This window comes from Agrobacterium sp. NPDC058088 (assembly GCF_042885035.1).
In the GTDB taxonomy this organism is placed as follows: Bacteria; Pseudomonadota; Alphaproteobacteria; order Rhizobiales; family Rhizobiaceae; genus Agrobacterium.
This window is the reverse complement of the sequence record NZ_JBHVSU010000007.1, coordinates 24,584-40,636: the sequence shown is the minus strand read 5'-3', so window position 1 is coordinate 40,636 and position 16,053 is coordinate 24,584. Positions and strand designations below refer to the sequence as shown.

The following is a 16,053-nucleotide window of genomic DNA, read 5'->3' as shown; positions in this document are numbered from 1 at the left end:
ATCAATTTCGAATCCGGATTTTCGACGCGACGGCTGATTAGGCTCGTTAAAGCTGACATGACTGTGAAGCCAAATGTCTCGAGATAAAAAGCCGCCTCTCTCGATCAGGAATCCAACGCAATAATGCTGAAAGGGCGTGCCCGGCCCGGAAGGGCACCCACTGTGCATCCCTGCCGGCAGCTTGCTCGCCATTCGTCGGTGCGGCCGGTACCGAAAACCGCGCCATTTATAATGTCCATGCGGCGCTGATGATCGACATCGTCAAGGTTCAAGACGCCAATATGGTGCAGGTGGTGAGCGCTGTGAGGAAGCGCCTCAATACGCTCAGTCTGCATCATGCGGATGGGCCTCGTAACCAAGAACGGCATTTTGCTGGTGGATTTCGCCAATAGCGAGCGGCGGCGCGGCTTTACTCTGAATGAGGCGCTGGCGAATGCCGGCGTCATCCGTTTCCGCCCGATCATCATGACGACGCTTGCAATGATCTTCGGCATGATCCCGCTCGGTCTCGCCGGTGGCGGAGGCGGCGCCCAGCGTGCGCCAATGGCGCATAACCCTGGTTGGCGGCCTCATCAGCTGCACGCTGCTGACCCTGATCGTGGTGCCCGCGCACCTGTCCTATATCCACAGCATCATCAGGCGTTTCGCGCGCCAGCTGCCGAAGGCGCCGGACAAGCAAGCCGAAACAGGAGCGGAAAATCGAACGCCATCACCGGTCTAAGCCGGTCGTCGGCCTGGCGCTCAGGTTTTTTCGCTGTCCTGGCGCTTCTTCTTTCCCTTCGGGCGAAAATCAACCAAAAGCGATTTCAGCTCGATATCGCGAACGCGCCTTGCCGCCTCGTCGGGGCGCACCCATTCTAAGAGGCGTTCTCCGCTTTCCTTGAAACTCGCATCAGCCTCGGTCACCTCGATCTGGAATACGTCGACCATGCAGGGCACGACGTCGCCATTGTCGAGCATTTTGAGATAGGTATAGCGGCCGATAGCGTCCTTTCTCACCCGGCCGCGCACGCCTGCCTCCTCCCATGCCTCGATCGCCGCCGCCTGATGCGGCTTCTTGCGTTTCATCGGCCAACCACGCGGAATGATCCAGCGTCCGCTGGTCCGGGAGGTGACGAGCAGGATTTCTATAGTCCCGCCATTGCCGGCATAACGGAAGCAGAGCGCAGCATATTGCTGCCGGAAAGCGCCGGTGAAGAGCTTTTCCGGAACAGCAGCCAGCTGCTGGAGCAATGTAAGCTGACGGGCCGGGCGGGTCTTCCGGCGTTTCTTGGCGGGTTTCATATCCGTTGATAGTGCCGATTTTCCGGGTTGCATCAATGCCCCGCGTGCATTTATGACAGTTTTATGACAATCACCCCCAACAACTAATATAGCGCCATTGAGGGCCAATTCGCATGATGAGTATTTTTCGCAAGCTGATGCCGCGCGAGGACCGTTTCTTCGACATGTTCAGCAAACATTCCGAAACCGTCATCAAAGCGGCTGCGGCCCTTGACCAACTTTTGAGCGGCGTCGACGTCGAGAAGAACTGCGATCTCATCGTCGCGCTGGAACACCAGGCGGACGATATCACCCGCGACGTTCTGCTTGCGGTCAGACGCAGCTTTATCACGCCCTTTGATCGTGGCGATATCAAGGACCTCATCCAGTCCATGGATGACGCCATCGACATGATGCACAAGACGGTCAAGACCATCCGCCTGTTCGAACAGAGCGAGTTCGATCCGCTGATGAAGGAAATGGGTCACGAGATCGTCCGCGCCGCGGGTCTGATTGCAGAAGCAATTCCGCTTCTCAACAAGGTGGGCACGAATGCGCAGCGCCTCTCCGCCATCGCCGAAGAGGTGACCCGCGTCGAAGGCCGCTCCGACGATCTCCACGATCAGGGTCTGAAAGACCTCTTCCGCCGCCACGGTGCAACCGGCAATGCCATGGCTTATATGACCGGCAGCGAAATCTACGGCGAACTCGAAAAGGTCGTCGACCGCTTCGAGGATGTGGCCAATGAGATTAGCGGCATCGTGATCGAGAACGTCTGATGGATGTCGCACTTGCCCTGCCGCTGCTTGTCGGCCTTATCGCCATCGCGCTGTTCTTTGATTTCCTGAATGGTTTGCACGACGCCGCCAATTCCATCGCCACCATCGTTTCCACCCGTGTGCTGCGGCCGCAATATGCGGTCGCCTGGGCAGCCTTCTTCAATTTCATCGCCTTCCTGTTCTTCGGCCTGCATGTGGCCGAAACGCTCGGCACCGGCATCATCGACCCCGCAATCGTTTCGCCGCAGGTCATCTTTTCAGCGCTGATCGGGGCGATCGTCTGGAACATCGTCACCTGGATTTTCGGCATTCCCTCCAGTTCGTCGCATGCGCTGATCGGCGGTCTTGTCGGTGCGGGATTTGCGAAGGTGGGCTTTAATTCCATCGTCTGGTCCGGCCTGCTGAAGACCGTCGGCGCGATCTTCATGTCGCCGGCCATCGGCTTTTTCCTCGCGCTCGTTCTCGTGCTTGCCGTGTCATGGCTGTTCGTGCGGCAGACGCCCTTTGCGGTCGACCGTACCTTCCGCATCATGCAGTTCATTTCCGCCTCGCTTTATTCGCTCGGCCACGGCGGCAATGACGCGCAGAAGACCATGGGCATCATCGCCGTCCTGCTTTTCAGCCAGGGGCATCTCGGCGAAAGCTTCTATGTGCCCTTCTGGGTGGTGATTTCCTGCCAGTCGGCCATGGCGCTCGGCACACTGTTCGGCGGCTGGCGCATCGTGCACACCATGGGGTCGAAAATCACCCGGTTGAACCCGATGCAGGGTTTCTGCGCCGAAACCGGCGGCGCGCTGACGCTGTTTGGCGCCACATGGCTCGGCATTCCTGTCTCCACCACCCACACGATCACCGGCGCCATCGTGGGCGTGGGTGCCGCTCGCCGCGTCTCGGCGGTGCGCTGGGGCCTTGCCGGCAATATCGTCATCGCCTGGATCGTGACCATGCCGGCCGCAGCACTCATCTCCGCTGCCGTTTACGGCCTAACGTCGCTGTTCGGCTGATAATTACCGATTGCCACTCTCCCGGAACAAAAATTGCCCTGCGGTTGTTGTTCCGGGAGATCAATGGGCAAGCGGATCGCAAGACATGGCGCGGCAGGTTTTCTGGAAGGGTTATCTGAAGCTGTCGCTGGTGACGGCCTCGGTTTCGCTGACGCCCGCAACCACCGAAAGCAACAAATACACCTTCCACATCCTCAATCGCAAAACCGGCAACCGGATCGAAAGCCGGTATGTCGACAGCGTTACCCACAGGCCGGTCGCCGCGAAAAACCAGGTGAAGGGTTTTCCACGCGGCGAGGACGATTATGTGCTGCTGGAGGATGACGAAATTGATGCGGTGGCGCTGGAAAGCACCCGCACCATCGATATCAAGACCTTCGTGCCGAAGGGGTCGATCGACTGGATCTGGTACGATCGCCCGCATTTCCTTCGCCCCGAAGACAAGATCGGCACTGAAGCCTTCAGCGTCATCCGCGAGGCCATGAAGGCGAATGACGTTTTCGGAATCGCGCGTTTGGTGATCTATCGGCGCGAAAGGGCTGTTTTGCTCGAACCTTCCGGCAAGGGCATCATCCTCTGGACGCTGCATTACGGCGAGGAAGTGCGCGAAAGCATCGACGCGCTCGAGCCGAAAATGAAAATCGAAAAACCTTTGCTAGAGGCAATGGAAAAACGCATCGGCAAACAGGTGACCGGCTGGAAGCCGACCCTGGTGCAGGACCCCATCCAGAAAAAGATCAAGTCGCTGCTGAAAACCAAGGGTGACGAGGTATCGTCTTCGAAGAAGAAGACCGGCGCGAAACCCAAGACCGGCGGCAACGTCATCAACATCATGGATGCGCTGAAGAAAAGCATTGCCGCCGAAAAACGAAGCTGAGGATCAGCGCGCCTTTTTCGGCAGCGGTTGGGCGGCGGCGAAGAAACCGTCCCAAGGGTCTTTTTTCAGAGCAGAGAGCCGCGCGCCGATATTGTTGACGGTAAAATGGGCAGGGCCGATCTCGGCTGTCAGCTCCGACCATTCCAGTGGCGCGGAAATGGCCGCACCCGGCCGGGCGCGGGTCGAATAGGCCGCGACCGCCGTATTGCCCCGGCCATTGCGCAGATAGTCGATGAAGATACGGCCCTGACGTTTCGCCTTGGTGGCGACGGAGAGATATTTCTGCGGTTCGGCCTTGGACATATCCGCCGCCATGGCTTTGGCGAAGGCCTTGACCGGCGCCCAGCCGGCCTGTGGTTTGAGCGGTGCGACCACATGCAGCCCTTTGCCACCCGACGTTTTGACGAAAGCGGCAAGACCCGCCTCTTCGAAGCGCCGTTTCAGTTCGTGCGCCGCCTCGATCACCGCGTCCCAGGTCACATCCTCGCCGGGGTCGATATCCATGGTGATCATGTCCGGCTTTTCCCAGCTGGCAGTGGTTGCACCCCAGGGGTGGATTTCGAGCGCGGCCGATTGCACCAGCGCCATCATGCCATCGAAATCGGTAATGCGGATCAGCGGTTCGCCGCTCTTGTCCTTCGGATCCTTGATCTGCTCGATTGCCTTGTTGATGCCGCGCCAAGCGTGTTTCTGGAAAAACTTCTGACCCACTATGCCCTCCGGGCAGCGCAGCAGTGCCAGCGGCCGGTTGACAACAAAGGGCGCCATGTGCCGCCAGACCTGCGCATAATAATCGGCGAGCCCCTCCTTGGTCACGCCATCATCCGGCCAGTAGAGCCGGTCAGGGTGGGTGAACTTGATCTTCGACTGCGGCGCACTGCTATCCGACACGGCCTTCTCCTCGCGTTCTATCTCCTCAGCAGGTTTGTCTTCCCGTAGCCCCCGGAAGGATGCATGACGCAGATTGCCATCTCCCGACCACGCGCGAAACTCCACTTCCGCCACCAGTTCGGGCTCCACGAAATGGAGATCGCGGCGGGCAAGCGCGGTCAGCTTGTCACTGAAGGGGCTGTCCTTGCGTTCCAGCGGCTTCAGACGAGAAAATATCATCTCCGCTACTTCGCCCGTATAACCCGTGCCGACACGGCCGACATGGCGCAGCTTGCCTTTTTCATAGACACCGAGTGCCAGCGAGCCGATGGCGTGTTCCGAGGTCGAGGAGACGGTATAACCGCCGATGACGAATTCCTGCCGCATTGAACATTTGGACTTTACCCACTCGCCCTTGCGGCCGGAAACATATTTGCTGCTTTTGACCTTGGAAATCACGCCTTCGAGACTTAGCCGGCAGGCATGATCAAGCACAAGTGCGCCGCTTTCCTCGAAATGCTGACTGTAGCGGAGATGGGGATCGCCTGCCGGCAACAGCTTTTCCAGCAGAGCCTTTCGTTCCGCCAGGGTCGCGCCCCGAAGGTCACTGCCGTCAAGATAAAGAAGATCGAAGGCATAGAAGACAAACCGGTCGTCGCGCCCTTCGCTCAGATCCTGCTGCAAGGCGGAAAAATCGGAAGCACCGCTATCGCTTTCGACGACGATTTCGCCGTCGATCAGAAGGGTTGCCGCCGGCAACGCCGTGAGTGCCGCCGCAACGGCCGCGCCGAATTTTTCCGTCCAGTCCAGCCCGCTGCGGGTCAGCAGCTGAAGTTTGCCCTGATCGACACGCGCCTGCAGCCGGTAACCGTCGAATTTGATCTCGTGCAGCCAGCGTGATCCTTCCGGCGGTTTCGGCTTCAACGTGGCGAGTGCGGGCGGGACGAAGGATGGCAAGGCCTGTTTGCGTACCCCCTTTGGAAGAGCATGCGCCTGTTTCCGACCCGACGTCGACGCGGCGGCCTTTTTCGAGACCGGCTTGGAATTCCAGGTGTCGTCAGGTTTTTTTGCGACCTCCTCGACACTTCGGCCGGTCTTTACCGATTCCGGCCGTTCCTCGAGAATGTCGACACCGCCATTATGCCTCGCCTCCTCATCGTCACCCTTGATTAGCAGCCAGTTCTCCCTGGTTTCGCCGGGCTTTGTGTGCATTCGCACCAGATGCCAGCGGCCTTTCAGCTTCTCTCCCTCCAGTTCGAACTCCAGATGGCCTTTGCGATAACCTTTGCGCGCATCACCGATCGGCCGCCAGTGGCCGCGATCCCAGACGATCACGGTGCCGCCGCCATATTGCCCCTTGGGGATGACACCTTCAAAATCGCCATAGCTCAGCGGATGGTCTTCCACATGCACGGCAAGACGTTTGTCTTCAGGATCAAGGCTTGGGCCACGCGTCACCGCCCAGCTTTTCAGCACCCCGTCCATTTCCAGGCGAAAATCGTAATGCAGACGGCGGGCATCGTGTTTCTGGATAACGAAGCTCGATCCCGGTTTTTCAGCCTTTGTGCCTTTGGGTTCTGGCGTTTTGTCGAAACTGCGCTTTGCGTTGTAAGTCTGCAATCCCATGGATCAACTCGCTTTCCGCGAGGCCTTGCGGCCTGATGCCGTGGTCTTTTTCCCGCTGCCTGCTCCGGCATCAGCGCTGCGGCGCAGGGCTTCCTTGAGATCGATGATATTGTCTTCCTTGCGCGGCGGCGGTTTGGCGATTTCCCGACCTTCGATCTTGGCTTTCACCAGTTCCGCCAGCGCATCATTATAACGATCGCTATAGTCGGTCGGATCGAATGTACCCGCCCGCTTTTCGATGATGTGGCCGGCAAGTTCCAGCATTTCATCATCGAATTCTATATCGGGAATGGATTTGAAGACGGATGTCTCCGAGCGAACCTCGTAACTGAAATTCAGCGTGGTCGCGATGAGCGCCTTGCCGCTCGGGCGGATCAGCACAATACGGTTACGGCGGAAAAGCACGGCTTCGCCGAGGGCCACGACATTCTCGTCGTCCATCGCCTTTGCCAGAAGCGTCAGCGCTTCCTCACCACCCTCCCCGGTCGGTGCGAGATAATAGGACTTGTCGAAATAGAGCTTGTCGATCTCGTCACAGGGCAGAAAGTGTTTGACGTGGATGACCTTGTCACTCTCCGGCATCAGCTTTGCGATCTCATCTCCCTCAATGACGATATGGTCGCCATTGTCGAGTTCATATCCCTTGACCTGATCGTCGCGAAGCACTGGCTCGCCCGTATCGCTATCGACATATTGTCGCTCGACGCGGTGGCCGGTCTTGCGGTTGACGATATTGAACGAAATCTTTTCAGCCGAGGTAAGCGCCGAATAAAGGCCGATTTCGCAGTTGAAATCGGCAAATGACAGGTGCCCTTTCCAGCTCGCCCGGCGGTTCATGGCCGGCGCTCCTCGACATCGTGAGGCAAGGAGGATTTACCGCGCCGGCCACTGTCGAGAATGCGCTCGATCGCCGGAACATCCTCCTCCGACGGAACCGGCACCGGATCGGATGCCATGGCCTCCAGCACCTCGGGCGACAACCCGCCATTGCGGATGACCCACTCCATCGCCTCGCGCGTCTGCCGTTCCGCTTTCAATTGCGCATAGAGCGCCAATATCACCCGATCGCGAACATCGAAGCTTTTCAAACCTTTGTCTGAACTTTCTGATTGCTGTTTCATGTCGAAACCCTCAAAACCTGCCCGGCGATGGTGAGGATCACCTCAGGCAATGCCTCTGCCGCCGGTCACGCCATAAACCTCACCATTGATGAAACTCGCATCCTGCGAGGCCAGCAACACATAAACGGGCGCCAGTTCCACCGGCTGTCCCGGGCGACCGAAATCGCTGTCCTTGCCGAAATTCTTGACCTTCTCATCCGGCTGGCCGCCGCTTGGCTGAAGGACAGTCCAGAACGGACCAGGGGCAACCGCATTGGCACGCACACCCTTTTCGATCAGCTGTTTGGCTAGCGCCTTGGTGTAAGCGACGATACCCGCTTTGGTCGTGGCGTAATCGAGAAGGATTGCGGATGGTTCATAGGCCTGGATTGAGGCGGTAGTGATGACAGACGAACCCGGCTTCAGATAAGGAACGGCCGCCTGCGCAATCCAGTGCAAGGCATAAAGATTTGTCTTCATGGTGCGGTCGAAATCGTCGGTCGAGAGTTCTTCGATGTCTTCGCGATATTGCTGCCTTGCAGCGTTGACGACCAGAATATCCAGCCCGTTGAGATCGCCGACGGCTTTCTCGACCAGTTCCCGGCACCATGCCTCGTCGGTAATATCGCCCGGCAGTGCCACCGCCACACGGCCTTCCGCCTCGATCAGTGCCACGACCTCCTCGGCGTCCGACTCTTCTTCCGGCAGATAGGATATCGCAACGTCGGCACCTTCGCGAGCGAAAGCAATCGCGACGGCGCGACCGATGCCAGAATCGCCGCCGGTAATCAGCGCCTTGCGCCCAGCAAGCTTGCCGGTGCCCTTGTAGCTTTTTTCCCCATGATCGGGGAAAGGCGTCATATTCGTCACCAGACCTGGCATTTCCTGGGTCGGGGTGGAAAACGGCGGGCGCGGATACTGGCTGCGCGGGTCCTGTGGCTCGAGGCGGTCTGTCATCGCGGTCTCTCCCATCAATAGAGGTTATTCCGCAGCGCGTTCATGACACGGGCGCTACCGCCCGGTCAGGCTGATCGTCGGTGCCTTGGGGCTACCCAGCATGGACGCGCCACACGGAACCCTAACGATCTGCCTTCGCTCTCGTTCCATCGAATATGGGAAAGGAGGGCAACGGCGCTTGCGCCGTCGCTTCTTTGATCAAGCGGAATGTTTTTTCCGTTTGGCGGTGCTCGCGGCAGGAGCCGGGGCCGGGGCCACATCTGGCTTTCCGAAAAGATAACCCTGCGCCTGGGCGCAGCCCTCGTCGACAACCATGCGGTATTGCGCATCCGTTTCGATCCCCTCCGCCGTTACCGGCAGATCAAGACTGCGGCCGAGACCGATTACCGCGCGCACGATGGCGCGGGCATTGTCATCCTCGCTCATAGCGGCGATGAAACTACGATCTATCTTGATTTTGTCGAAGGGGAAACTCTGCAGATTGCTGAGTGAGGAATAACCCGTGCCGAAATCATCCATCACGATGGCAACGCCGAGCGCCTTCAGCTGGTTGAGGATGATCAACGTCGCCTTGCGGTCTTTCAGAAGCGCCGCCTCGGTAATCTCCAGCTCCAGCCGGTTCGGCGAAAGCCCTGTTTGCATCAGGACGGTGCAGACGACGTGACCGAGATTGGCCAGCGAAAACTGCAGGGGCGAGACATTGACCGCTATCTTCAGATGTGGCGCCCAGGTGCTCGCCTGACGGCAGGCCTCACGCAGCACCCATTCGCCGAGGGAGATGATAATGCCGCTTTCTTCCGCAATCGGAATGAAGATGTCAGGCGATACCACGCCCCTTGTCGGGTGCTGCCAGCGCACCAGCGCCTCATAACCGACGACCTGGCCACATTCGACTGAAAGTACCGGCTGATAATTCAACACCAGCTCGTCCCGGCTGATGGCAAGCCGCAAATCCGTCTCCAGCTGGCGGCGCTCGCGGGCTTCCAGGTCCATCAGCGGATCGTAGAAGGCGAGAATTCCGCGACCACCCATCTTGGCGCGATAGAGCGCGAGGTCAGCGGCGTGCATGATGCTTTCATGGTCGCGCCCATCCCGCGGGAAAACGGCGATGCCAATGCTGACGCCAACGGCGGTCGGGTCGTTGGCAACATTCATCTTCAGGCCGAACATGCCAAGGATCGTCTCGGCCAGCAGGCGCGCTTCGTCTGCTCTTGTATGCCGGGTGGTCAATATCACAAATTCATCGCCGCCCAGACGGGCGACTACATCGCCTGCCCTTGCACATTCGACGAGAATGCCGGCGACCTTCTTCAAGACACGGTCGCCTTCGGCATGGCCGAATATGTCGTTGACCGCCTTGAACCGATCGAGATCGAGCGCCAGCAGCGCAAATTCGTCCTCCTCACCGCAATTGTCGATCTGCTGATGAAGACGGGTCTGGAACATGGTGCGGTTGGAGAGGCCTGTCAGGACATCGTGCCGCGCGAGATATTCGATTTCCCGCTGTGCTTCCCGCTTTTCCGTCAGGTCGCGAATGGCCATCACCTCGCAGGGGCGGCCGCGATATTCGATCGTCCGTACACTAAGTTCGAAAACCTGTGTCTGTCCGGCGCGCTCGCGCACCGCCTCCACCGGCGTTTGACGCGGCAGATAGGCGGGCTGCCCGTCAATCGCCTTGAAGAGATCGTCGGGGTTCTGCCCGACCAGCGATGCTTCCTCCCTGCCCAGAAGGCCGGCGAAACGGGTGTTCAACTCCACAATTCGTCCGTCGCGGACGACGGCGAGGCCATCAAGCGTCGCATCCACCAGCCCCTTGAGATCGACAAGATAACGATCCACCAGAGCGGCGACGGCGGAGGAGGAAAGGATCAGAAAGGTGACGCCGGAAATGGCGCAGATCATGATCAGCCTGGCGACATTGTCTGGATCAGGCCCGGCAATAGATGGATCCGGCGTGAGCACCGTGGCCGACATGGCTGTGAAATGCAGCGCGCAGATGCCGAAGATCGCCGCTCCGGCCGCTGCCGCAATGCGCCTCCATGAGCCGAGACGATGGAAAAGGAAAAAGGCCAGAACAAAAGCCGCCCAGGCGACGGCAAAACCACCGAGAACCGGCCCCCAGCGATAGCTGATCGTAGCTGCGACATCCATGCCCGCCATTCCGACGAAATGCATGACGGCAACCGACAGGGTGATCAGCGTTCCGACAATGGCCGAGTTGTAGATGGCAGTTGAGCGGGCCGTGAGCGCCAGCCAGAAGCCTAAAACGGCCAGAACGGCTGAAAGAGCCGTAAAGAAGAAGTCATAACCAATCGGGACCGTGCCCCTATAGGCAAGCATGGCGACAAAATGGGTGGCCCAGACGCTCAGCCCCCCGGCAAAAGCCGCAACCAGCACCCAGTAGGGCTTGCGGCCGGCCGGACTTTCCTCCGCACGCAACAGAAGATGATAAAAAGCAAACATGCCAAGCAGGCAGATAACAGCCGCAAGGAGAACGACCGCATGGTCGTGCTGTATGGCAACGCATTCCAGAACCGTGAACATGATGCACTCTCCCAGCCTCTGAAGAACCGCTCACGGTGGCACTATGGGAGTGCTTTATTTATAAAACTCTAATACAACCATTGATAATTGTCTCAATATTTTTTCTCGAGCGAAAAAGGGGCCGGGTCGGCGTGCCAGGCTGTAACACTTTCGGCAGACCGACCCGGAAAAATGGTGGATCGAGGCTTTATTTCCAGCTTCGATAATCGGCCGCGGCGCATCCGAAAGGCGCCGGGCCGTCAGAGAAACGCTCCTGCAGACGCGCGCAGCCCCATTCGTTCAGCGCCGTCGGTAGCATGTTGTTGATGTCCATGCCAGGCGAGTTGAATTGCGACGGGGCGCTGGTGACATACCACAGCCAGTAGCCCAGGACCGCCACGATGATGACGGCGAGGATGGCGACGAAAGTCGCAAGCCTGCGCAGGAGGCCGGGCCCCTTATTCATCGACGCGGCTTGGGCAGCGGCAGCCTCCTGTGTCTCGTGCGCGACCATCGGGGCAAGCGATGCGAGAGCTTCTCCCCGCTCCTGTTCCGTCAGGTCGATCCGCTCCAGCTGATCGTCAAGCAGGACCGGCAAGGCGCCATCACCGTGCAGGACCGCAAGCGCCACATCCTGTTTGCCGGTATTGCCTACGACAACGGGAATGCGACCCCGTTCCAGATGCGTGAAGGATTGCCGCTTGGTTTTATCGTCTCTGACCGTATCGGCATAGGTCACGAAAAGACGGCTGCGTTTTTCAGCAACGGCTGTCAGCGCCACCGGAATAACGGTCAGAGGCGCCGGCTTGCGTAGCTGCAGGCGGACCCGCAGCATGCGGACAAGTGTGAACAGCATCGCGAGACTGCCGAAACCAAGAAGAAAGACGAACACGCCAAGTGTGATGATGCGGTTCCAGAGCATGTCCAGGCCCAGCGAAATCGTTGCGAGCTCCGGATTCTTCGCGGAGATGACCAGCCCGGTTTCGTAATCGCCGGAATGGAGATCGACGAACATGACCTCCACGTCCTTCTTGTAGCTCACGCCTGCATGTTCGTAGGAAAGATCGGCCTTGCAGGTCGTGAAGATCGCCTTGCGTGTCTTGCAGCTACCGCTGATATCGCCGTTTTCAATCTCCAGCGGATCCTGGCTGATCTTGTAGTCACGCACGACGCCTGGGCCTTCGGCTACCAGCATGACAATCGTGATTGCGAGAAGCACGGGAACGGAGAAATAATAGGCTGCCGGCACCGAAATGACGCCACGTTTGAGGCTGAGCGGCCGAGACGGAAGTTTTATCTGTGCAAGGTTCATAGTCGTCAACGCATTCTTGGGGAGGTAGGTGAGCGGAGTTCGCGACTCTCGTCCGACGGAAGGAAAAGTTTCCGCACGGTCTAAACCGATGAAGTCCTTAAGAAAACCCCCGGAAATTACGGGAGGGCGCGCGATTAGCTCCCGTACCGGCGCTGTATGCCTGGTCAACGCGTGGGAGAAGACTCTGACGCATGGGCGCAGTCACGCATAAAAACGGGCGGTAAAACCGCCCGTCAACTTTTTCGCAAACTGTGCTTTGCCGTCAGTCTTTCGTCACCTTTTCAAGCCGGGTCGTCTGGCTGGGATGGCCCACATAATCTTTGACGCGCGCATTCAGTACGATCGGCTCGAATCTCTCGAACATCGGCAGCACCGCCGGCTTCTGCGCGACGAACATCTCCTGCATCTGGGTGTAGATTTCTCCGCGCTTCTTGGCATCGGGCTCGAGTGACGCCTTTGCCGTGAGTGCGGTCAGTTCCGGAATGTCCCAGGCTGAGCGCCAGACGAAATTGCCGGCGTTGTTGGCGGCAAGCGAGTTGTCTGGGTTGCTGGAGAACTGTTCCATCGAGCCCAAAACATTAGGCATGTAGGCTCCGGTCTGCGGGATGAGCAGATCAAAATCCCGCGCGCGGTGTGCGGCAATCACGTCCGAACCGTTACCCTGCTGAATATTGACCTTAATACCAATCTGGCTGAGCGTGGCCTGGATCGCGGTGGCGAGGTCGATGCGCGGCGTCTGCGCGATCGTCTTCAGATTGAGCGTGAAACCGTTCTCATAGCCGGCCTCTTTCAGGAGCGCTTTTCCTTTCTCCACGTCGAGCTTCCAATCCGGGCTCGGAATGGCATATTCGAAGTTTTCCGGCACGGGCACCGTGCGCGCTCGGCCGTAGGGACCCATGATGGTTTTTTCCATGCCCTTATAGTCGATGCCGTAGGCGATCGCTTCGCGGACCTTGGGGTTGGAAAGGGGCTCCTTGCCAGCATTCATGGACAGGACGTAAAAACCGCCCGTCGGCACACGCTGGATCTGGAAACCTTCCTTGTTGTTGAAGATTGCGAGATCCGCAGCCGTCAGCGCGCTGGCGATGTCGATATCGCCGCGCTCCAGCATCAGGCGCTCAACCTGGCTTTCCGGCACATGCCGCACGATGACGCGGCGCATTTTGGGGCTGCCGGCCACATAGTCCTTATTTGCTTCCAGAATGATGATCTCATTCGGCGACCAGCGGTTGAGCGTGAAGGGGCCGGAGCCGGCTGAATTCGTTCTCAGCCATGCATTCCCCCAGTCATCATTGACCTCGTGGGACTTCAGTTCCTTGCTGTCGACCACGCTGGCAATGACCATGGCGAGGCGATAGAGCAGCAATTCCGAAGTCGTTTCACCTGAAAGATCGACTCGAACCGTTTTTTCATCTGGAGCACTTACCAGCTTGTCGATATTGTCGGCATTGTAGCCCACTCGCTTGAGGTTCGCTGCGGCCGCCTGGTTCATCTTCAGAAGGCGGCTGAGCGAATAAACCACATCGGCCGAGGTCACCGGGTTACCGGAGGCGAAATTCGCCTCGCGAAGATGAAAGGTGATGCCTTTCTCATCTGTTTCCCAGCGCTCGGCGAGCTGCGGTGAAACCTTGCCGGAACCGTCCACCGAGATCAGGCGATCATAAAGATTTGCCATGATTTCGTTGGCTTTTGCTTCGGTGGCCTGATGGGGGTCGAGTGACAGCACCTGGGCCAGTGACGTGCCGATAACCAGCTGGTCGTTGGGGGTTTTGGCCGAAACAGGCGACCCCTGCACGAGCATGGCGCCCAGAACGGTGGTGAATGCGAGACGGATCAATGTTTTTTTCATACCTGCTCCTCCTACAGATCGGTAATTCAAGTTCAAGAAAAGCCCGCGACGCAGCGGGGCGGCGCGGGCCAAAACGGTCAAAGATGTTTGTTATCAAGTGCTTCGATCAAGGCTGCGATGTAGCCGTAGCAGAAGGCGAAAGCGACGCCGATCGGATCGCGTCCGGCAATCGTCGGCACATGGTCCGGCATGATCATGTAGCGATAGCCGAGTTCGTGATAGAGCCTCAGCGAGCGCACCATGTCCATGTCCCCCTCATCGGGGAAAGTCTCCATGAAGGACAATTTCCCGCCGCTGATGTTGCGGAAGTGGACGTTGAAAATCTTGTCGCGGCTGCCGAACCAGCGGATGATGTCGTCGATCTCCTCGCGCGGATCATCGAGCATCTCGCCAATCGACCCCTGGCAGAAATTCAGGCCGTGATAGGGGTTCTCGCGCATCTGCACGAACTTCTTCAGCCCGTCGACTGTTCCCAGCACACGGGTGACGCCCCTGTAACCCGGCGGTGTATAGGGATCATGGGGGTGGCAGGCGAGGCGCACCTTGTTGCTTTCGGCAACCGGCACGACCCGTTCGAGAAAGTAGTCGATGCGTTCCCAGTTCTCGTCTTCAGACAGAACGCCGGCGAGGCCCGGGGCGGCGTCGTGGTCTGCCTTGTCCCAACGCCAAGCCTCGTTGAGAGAACCGCCACGACCGCGTTCCATCTCCGTTCGTGGAATGCCAATGAGGTTGAGATTGTATTTCGCGGCAGGAATTCCGGCCCTCGCGATATCTTCGATCATTGTGCAGACGGCATCGATCTGCCGGTCGCGATCCGGGCCGGCAAGCAGGATATCTGGATATGACGCCTGCTCGATGGGCCGGGACGGCAACGGCAGTTGCACCATATCGAGGACGAGGCCAAAGCTTTCGACCTTGTCACGGTGGCGCTCGAAATCCTCGAAAGTCCAACTGGCGGGTGCTCCGGGCGGGTCGGCGCTGATGTTTTTCACGCCGAGTTGCGCCCAGACCTTGTAATCCTCGTCATCGCGCGCAGCAACCTGGGTGCCGACATACATCGATTCTCTCCTCTCTCCATACAAGTCATCATATGACATCGCATGAAATAAGATGAGTGTCGAGATGCTATTGCGCTTCTGACAGCAGCCTGTACCGCCGCTGGCTCGCCAGCATGTGTTCACGCATGGCTTTTCGCGCCGCATCCGGGTCCTGTTCGACGATGGCGCGCAGGATTGCCTCGTGCTCGGCCTGGACTTTGCGAAGATAATTCGCGTCACCGGTTTCCGGCAGCGTCGGGAACTGCCCGCGCGGGATCGAGCGCGAACCGAACTGGCGCAATGCCTCCAGATAGAAGCGGTTATTGGTCGCGGTAGCGATGGCCGAATGGAATTCGTAATCCGCATCGACAGTCGATTCGCCCGCGTCGATGGCACGGGCCATTTTCCGGTGCGCCGCAGAGATTGCGGCCTCCTGCTGGGCGGTGCGGCGATAGGCGGCTATTGCCGCCGCCTCCCCTTCCGTCGCAAGCCGAAACTCCAGCATTTCCAGCGTTTCCGCAATGGTACTGACTTCGGTTTGCGTCAGCTTCACTCCGACCCATTCACTGGCGTTGCTGACAAAAACCCCCTTGCCCTGGATGGGAACGACATAGCCGGCAGAACGCAAATCCGCGATCGCCTCGCGAACCACCGTCCGGCTCACGCCATAGGCGCGTTCCAGTTGCGGCTCCGTGGGAAGCTGGTCGCCATTTTTTAGTTTTCCACTGCGAATTTCTGCGCTGAGATTATCGATGATCTGTTGCGCCCGCCTCTCCCGCGGCCTCGCTTTGTCGCCAATCATGCCAGTCTTCCCTCTTGCAGAATACGAATTCCTTCGTTACTCATATTATGACTT

General features: G+C 58.7%; 13 protein-coding genes and 1 pseudogene. 4 read left to right on the top strand and 10 right to left on the bottom strand.

What is annotated here, in order from left to right:
* Nucleotides 1-333: 333 nt before the first annotated feature.
* Nucleotides 334-721: pseudogene (locus tag ACFVTJ_RS18120) on the top strand (efflux RND transporter permease subunit); the annotation flags it as partial.
* Between the two features lie 20 nt (nt 722-741).
* Here the strand turns inward: ACFVTJ_RS18120 and ACFVTJ_RS18115 are convergent.
* A complete protein-coding gene (locus tag ACFVTJ_RS18115) occupies nt 742-1,284 on the bottom strand; it encodes an NUDIX hydrolase (protein WP_386910056.1) in 543 nt (180 codons plus the stop codon).
* 113 nt (nt 1,285-1,397) lie between these two features.
* Between ACFVTJ_RS18115 and ACFVTJ_RS18110 the strand changes: the two genes are divergently transcribed.
* The 3 genes from ACFVTJ_RS18110 to ACFVTJ_RS18100 all read left to right on the top strand — a co-directional run bounded on the left by ACFVTJ_RS18110 (nt 1,398) and on the right by ACFVTJ_RS18100 (nt 3,923).
* Nucleotides 1,398-2,042, top strand: a complete 645-nt coding sequence (locus ACFVTJ_RS18110) for a DUF47 family protein (RefSeq protein WP_386909727.1) — start codon at nt 1,398-1,400, stop codon at nt 2,040-2,042.
* Nucleotides 2,042-3,046, top strand: a complete 1,005-nt coding sequence (locus ACFVTJ_RS18105; protein ID WP_386909726.1) for an anion permease — start codon at nt 2,042-2,044, stop codon at nt 3,044-3,046. Before ACFVTJ_RS18110 ends, ACFVTJ_RS18105 begins: the two co-directional genes overlap by 1 nt.
* Nucleotides 3,047-3,131: 85 nt before the next feature.
* Nucleotides 3,132-3,923 (top strand): Ku protein, encoded by a 792-nt coding sequence (locus tag ACFVTJ_RS18100; RefSeq protein ID WP_386909724.1) that lies wholly within the window; start codon nt 3,132-3,134, stop codon nt 3,921-3,923.
* A gap of 3 nt (nt 3,924-3,926) precedes the next feature.
* Here ACFVTJ_RS18100 and ligD read toward each other — a convergent pair whose 3' ends face one another.
* From ligD to ACFVTJ_RS18055, 9 genes are all read right to left on the bottom strand, one after another.
* A complete protein-coding gene (gene ligD, locus ACFVTJ_RS18095) occupies nt 3,927-6,419 on the bottom strand; it encodes a DNA ligase D (RefSeq protein WP_386909722.1) in 2,493 nt (830 codons plus the stop codon).
* 3 nt (nt 6,420-6,422) lie between these two features.
* Nucleotides 6,423-7,256 (bottom strand): Ku protein, encoded by an 834-nt coding sequence (locus ACFVTJ_RS18090; protein WP_386909721.1) that lies wholly within the window; start codon nt 7,254-7,256, stop codon nt 6,423-6,425.
* Nucleotides 7,253-7,540, bottom strand: coding sequence for a hypothetical protein (locus ACFVTJ_RS18085; RefSeq protein ID WP_386909719.1), 288 nt, complete (start codon nt 7,538-7,540; stop codon nt 7,253-7,255). The genes ACFVTJ_RS18090 and ACFVTJ_RS18085 overlap by 4 nt, the downstream gene beginning before the upstream one ends.
* A gap of 42 nt (nt 7,541-7,582) precedes the next feature.
* A complete protein-coding gene (locus tag ACFVTJ_RS18080; protein WP_386909717.1) occupies nt 7,583-8,476 on the bottom strand; it encodes an SDR family oxidoreductase in 894 nt (297 codons plus the stop codon).
* A gap of 198 nt (nt 8,477-8,674) precedes the next feature.
* On the bottom strand, nt 8,675-11,020 hold the full coding sequence (locus ACFVTJ_RS18075; protein WP_386909715.1) for an EAL domain-containing protein: 2,346 nt from the start codon (nt 11,018-11,020) through the stop codon (nt 8,675-8,677).
* Between the two features lie 187 nt (nt 11,021-11,207).
* Nucleotides 11,208-12,311, bottom strand: coding sequence for a hypothetical protein (locus ACFVTJ_RS18070; RefSeq protein WP_386910055.1), 1,104 nt, complete (start codon nt 12,309-12,311; stop codon nt 11,208-11,210).
* A gap of 262 nt (nt 12,312-12,573) precedes the next feature.
* Nucleotides 12,574-14,112, bottom strand: coding sequence for an ABC transporter substrate-binding protein (locus ACFVTJ_RS18065; protein ID WP_386910053.1), 1,539 nt, complete (start codon nt 14,110-14,112; stop codon nt 12,574-12,576).
* Nucleotides 14,113-14,237: 125 nt separating this feature from the next.
* Nucleotides 14,238-15,218: a mannonate dehydratase gene (locus tag ACFVTJ_RS18060; protein WP_386909714.1), complete on the bottom strand. Its 981-nt coding sequence runs from the start codon at nt 15,216-15,218 to the stop codon at nt 14,238-14,240.
* Between the two features lie 67 nt (nt 15,219-15,285).
* Nucleotides 15,286-15,999 (bottom strand): FadR/GntR family transcriptional regulator, encoded by a 714-nt coding sequence (locus tag ACFVTJ_RS18055; protein WP_386909712.1) that lies wholly within the window; start codon nt 15,997-15,999, stop codon nt 15,286-15,288.
* Nucleotides 16,000-16,053: the final 54 nt, after the last annotated feature.

What these genes read in the sequence shown, in the direction of transcription:
- ACFVTJ_RS18075 (WP_386909715.1), bottom strand. Translation starts at nt 11,020, where the DNA reads ATGTTCACGGTTCTGGAATGCGTTGCCATACAGCACGACCATGCGGTC.
- ACFVTJ_RS18070 (WP_386910055.1), bottom strand. Translation starts at nt 12,311, where the DNA reads ATGAACCTTGCACAGATAAAACTTCCGTCTCGGCCGCTCAGCCTCAAA.
- ACFVTJ_RS18065 (WP_386910053.1), bottom strand. Translation starts at nt 14,112, where the DNA reads ATGCTCGTGCAGGGGTCGCCTGTTTCGGCCAAAACCCCCAACGACCAG.
- ACFVTJ_RS18055 (WP_386909712.1), bottom strand. Translation starts at nt 15,999, where the DNA reads ATGATTGGCGACAAAGCGAGGCCGCGGGAGAGGCGGGCGCAACAGATC.
- ACFVTJ_RS18105 (WP_386909726.1), top strand. Translation starts at nt 2,042, where the DNA reads ATGGATGTCGCACTTGCCCTGCCGCTGCTTGTCGGCCTTATCGCCATC.
- ACFVTJ_RS18110 (WP_386909727.1), top strand. Translation starts at nt 1,398, where the DNA reads ATGATGAGTATTTTTCGCAAGCTGATGCCGCGCGAGGACCGTTTCTTC.
- ACFVTJ_RS18060 (WP_386909714.1), bottom strand. Translation starts at nt 15,218, where the DNA reads ATGTATGTCGGCACCCAGGTTGCTGCGCGCGATGACGAGGATTACAAG.
- ACFVTJ_RS18080 (WP_386909717.1), bottom strand. Translation starts at nt 8,476, where the DNA reads ATGACAGACCGCCTCGAGCCACAGGACCCGCGCAGCCAGTATCCGCGC.
- ligD (WP_386909722.1), bottom strand. Translation starts at nt 6,419, where the DNA reads ATGGGATTGCAGACTTACAACGCAAAGCGCAGTTTCGACAAAACGCCA.
- ACFVTJ_RS18090 (WP_386909721.1), bottom strand. Translation starts at nt 7,256, where the DNA reads ATGAACCGCCGGGCGAGCTGGAAAGGGCACCTGTCATTTGCCGATTTC.
- ACFVTJ_RS18085 (WP_386909719.1), bottom strand. Translation starts at nt 7,540, where the DNA reads ATGAAACAGCAATCAGAAAGTTCAGACAAAGGTTTGAAAAGCTTCGAT.
- ACFVTJ_RS18100 (WP_386909724.1), top strand. Translation starts at nt 3,132, where the DNA reads ATGGCGCGGCAGGTTTTCTGGAAGGGTTATCTGAAGCTGTCGCTGGTG.
- ACFVTJ_RS18115 (WP_386910056.1), bottom strand. Translation starts at nt 1,284, where the DNA reads ATGAAACCCGCCAAGAAACGCCGGAAGACCCGCCCGGCCCGTCAGCTT.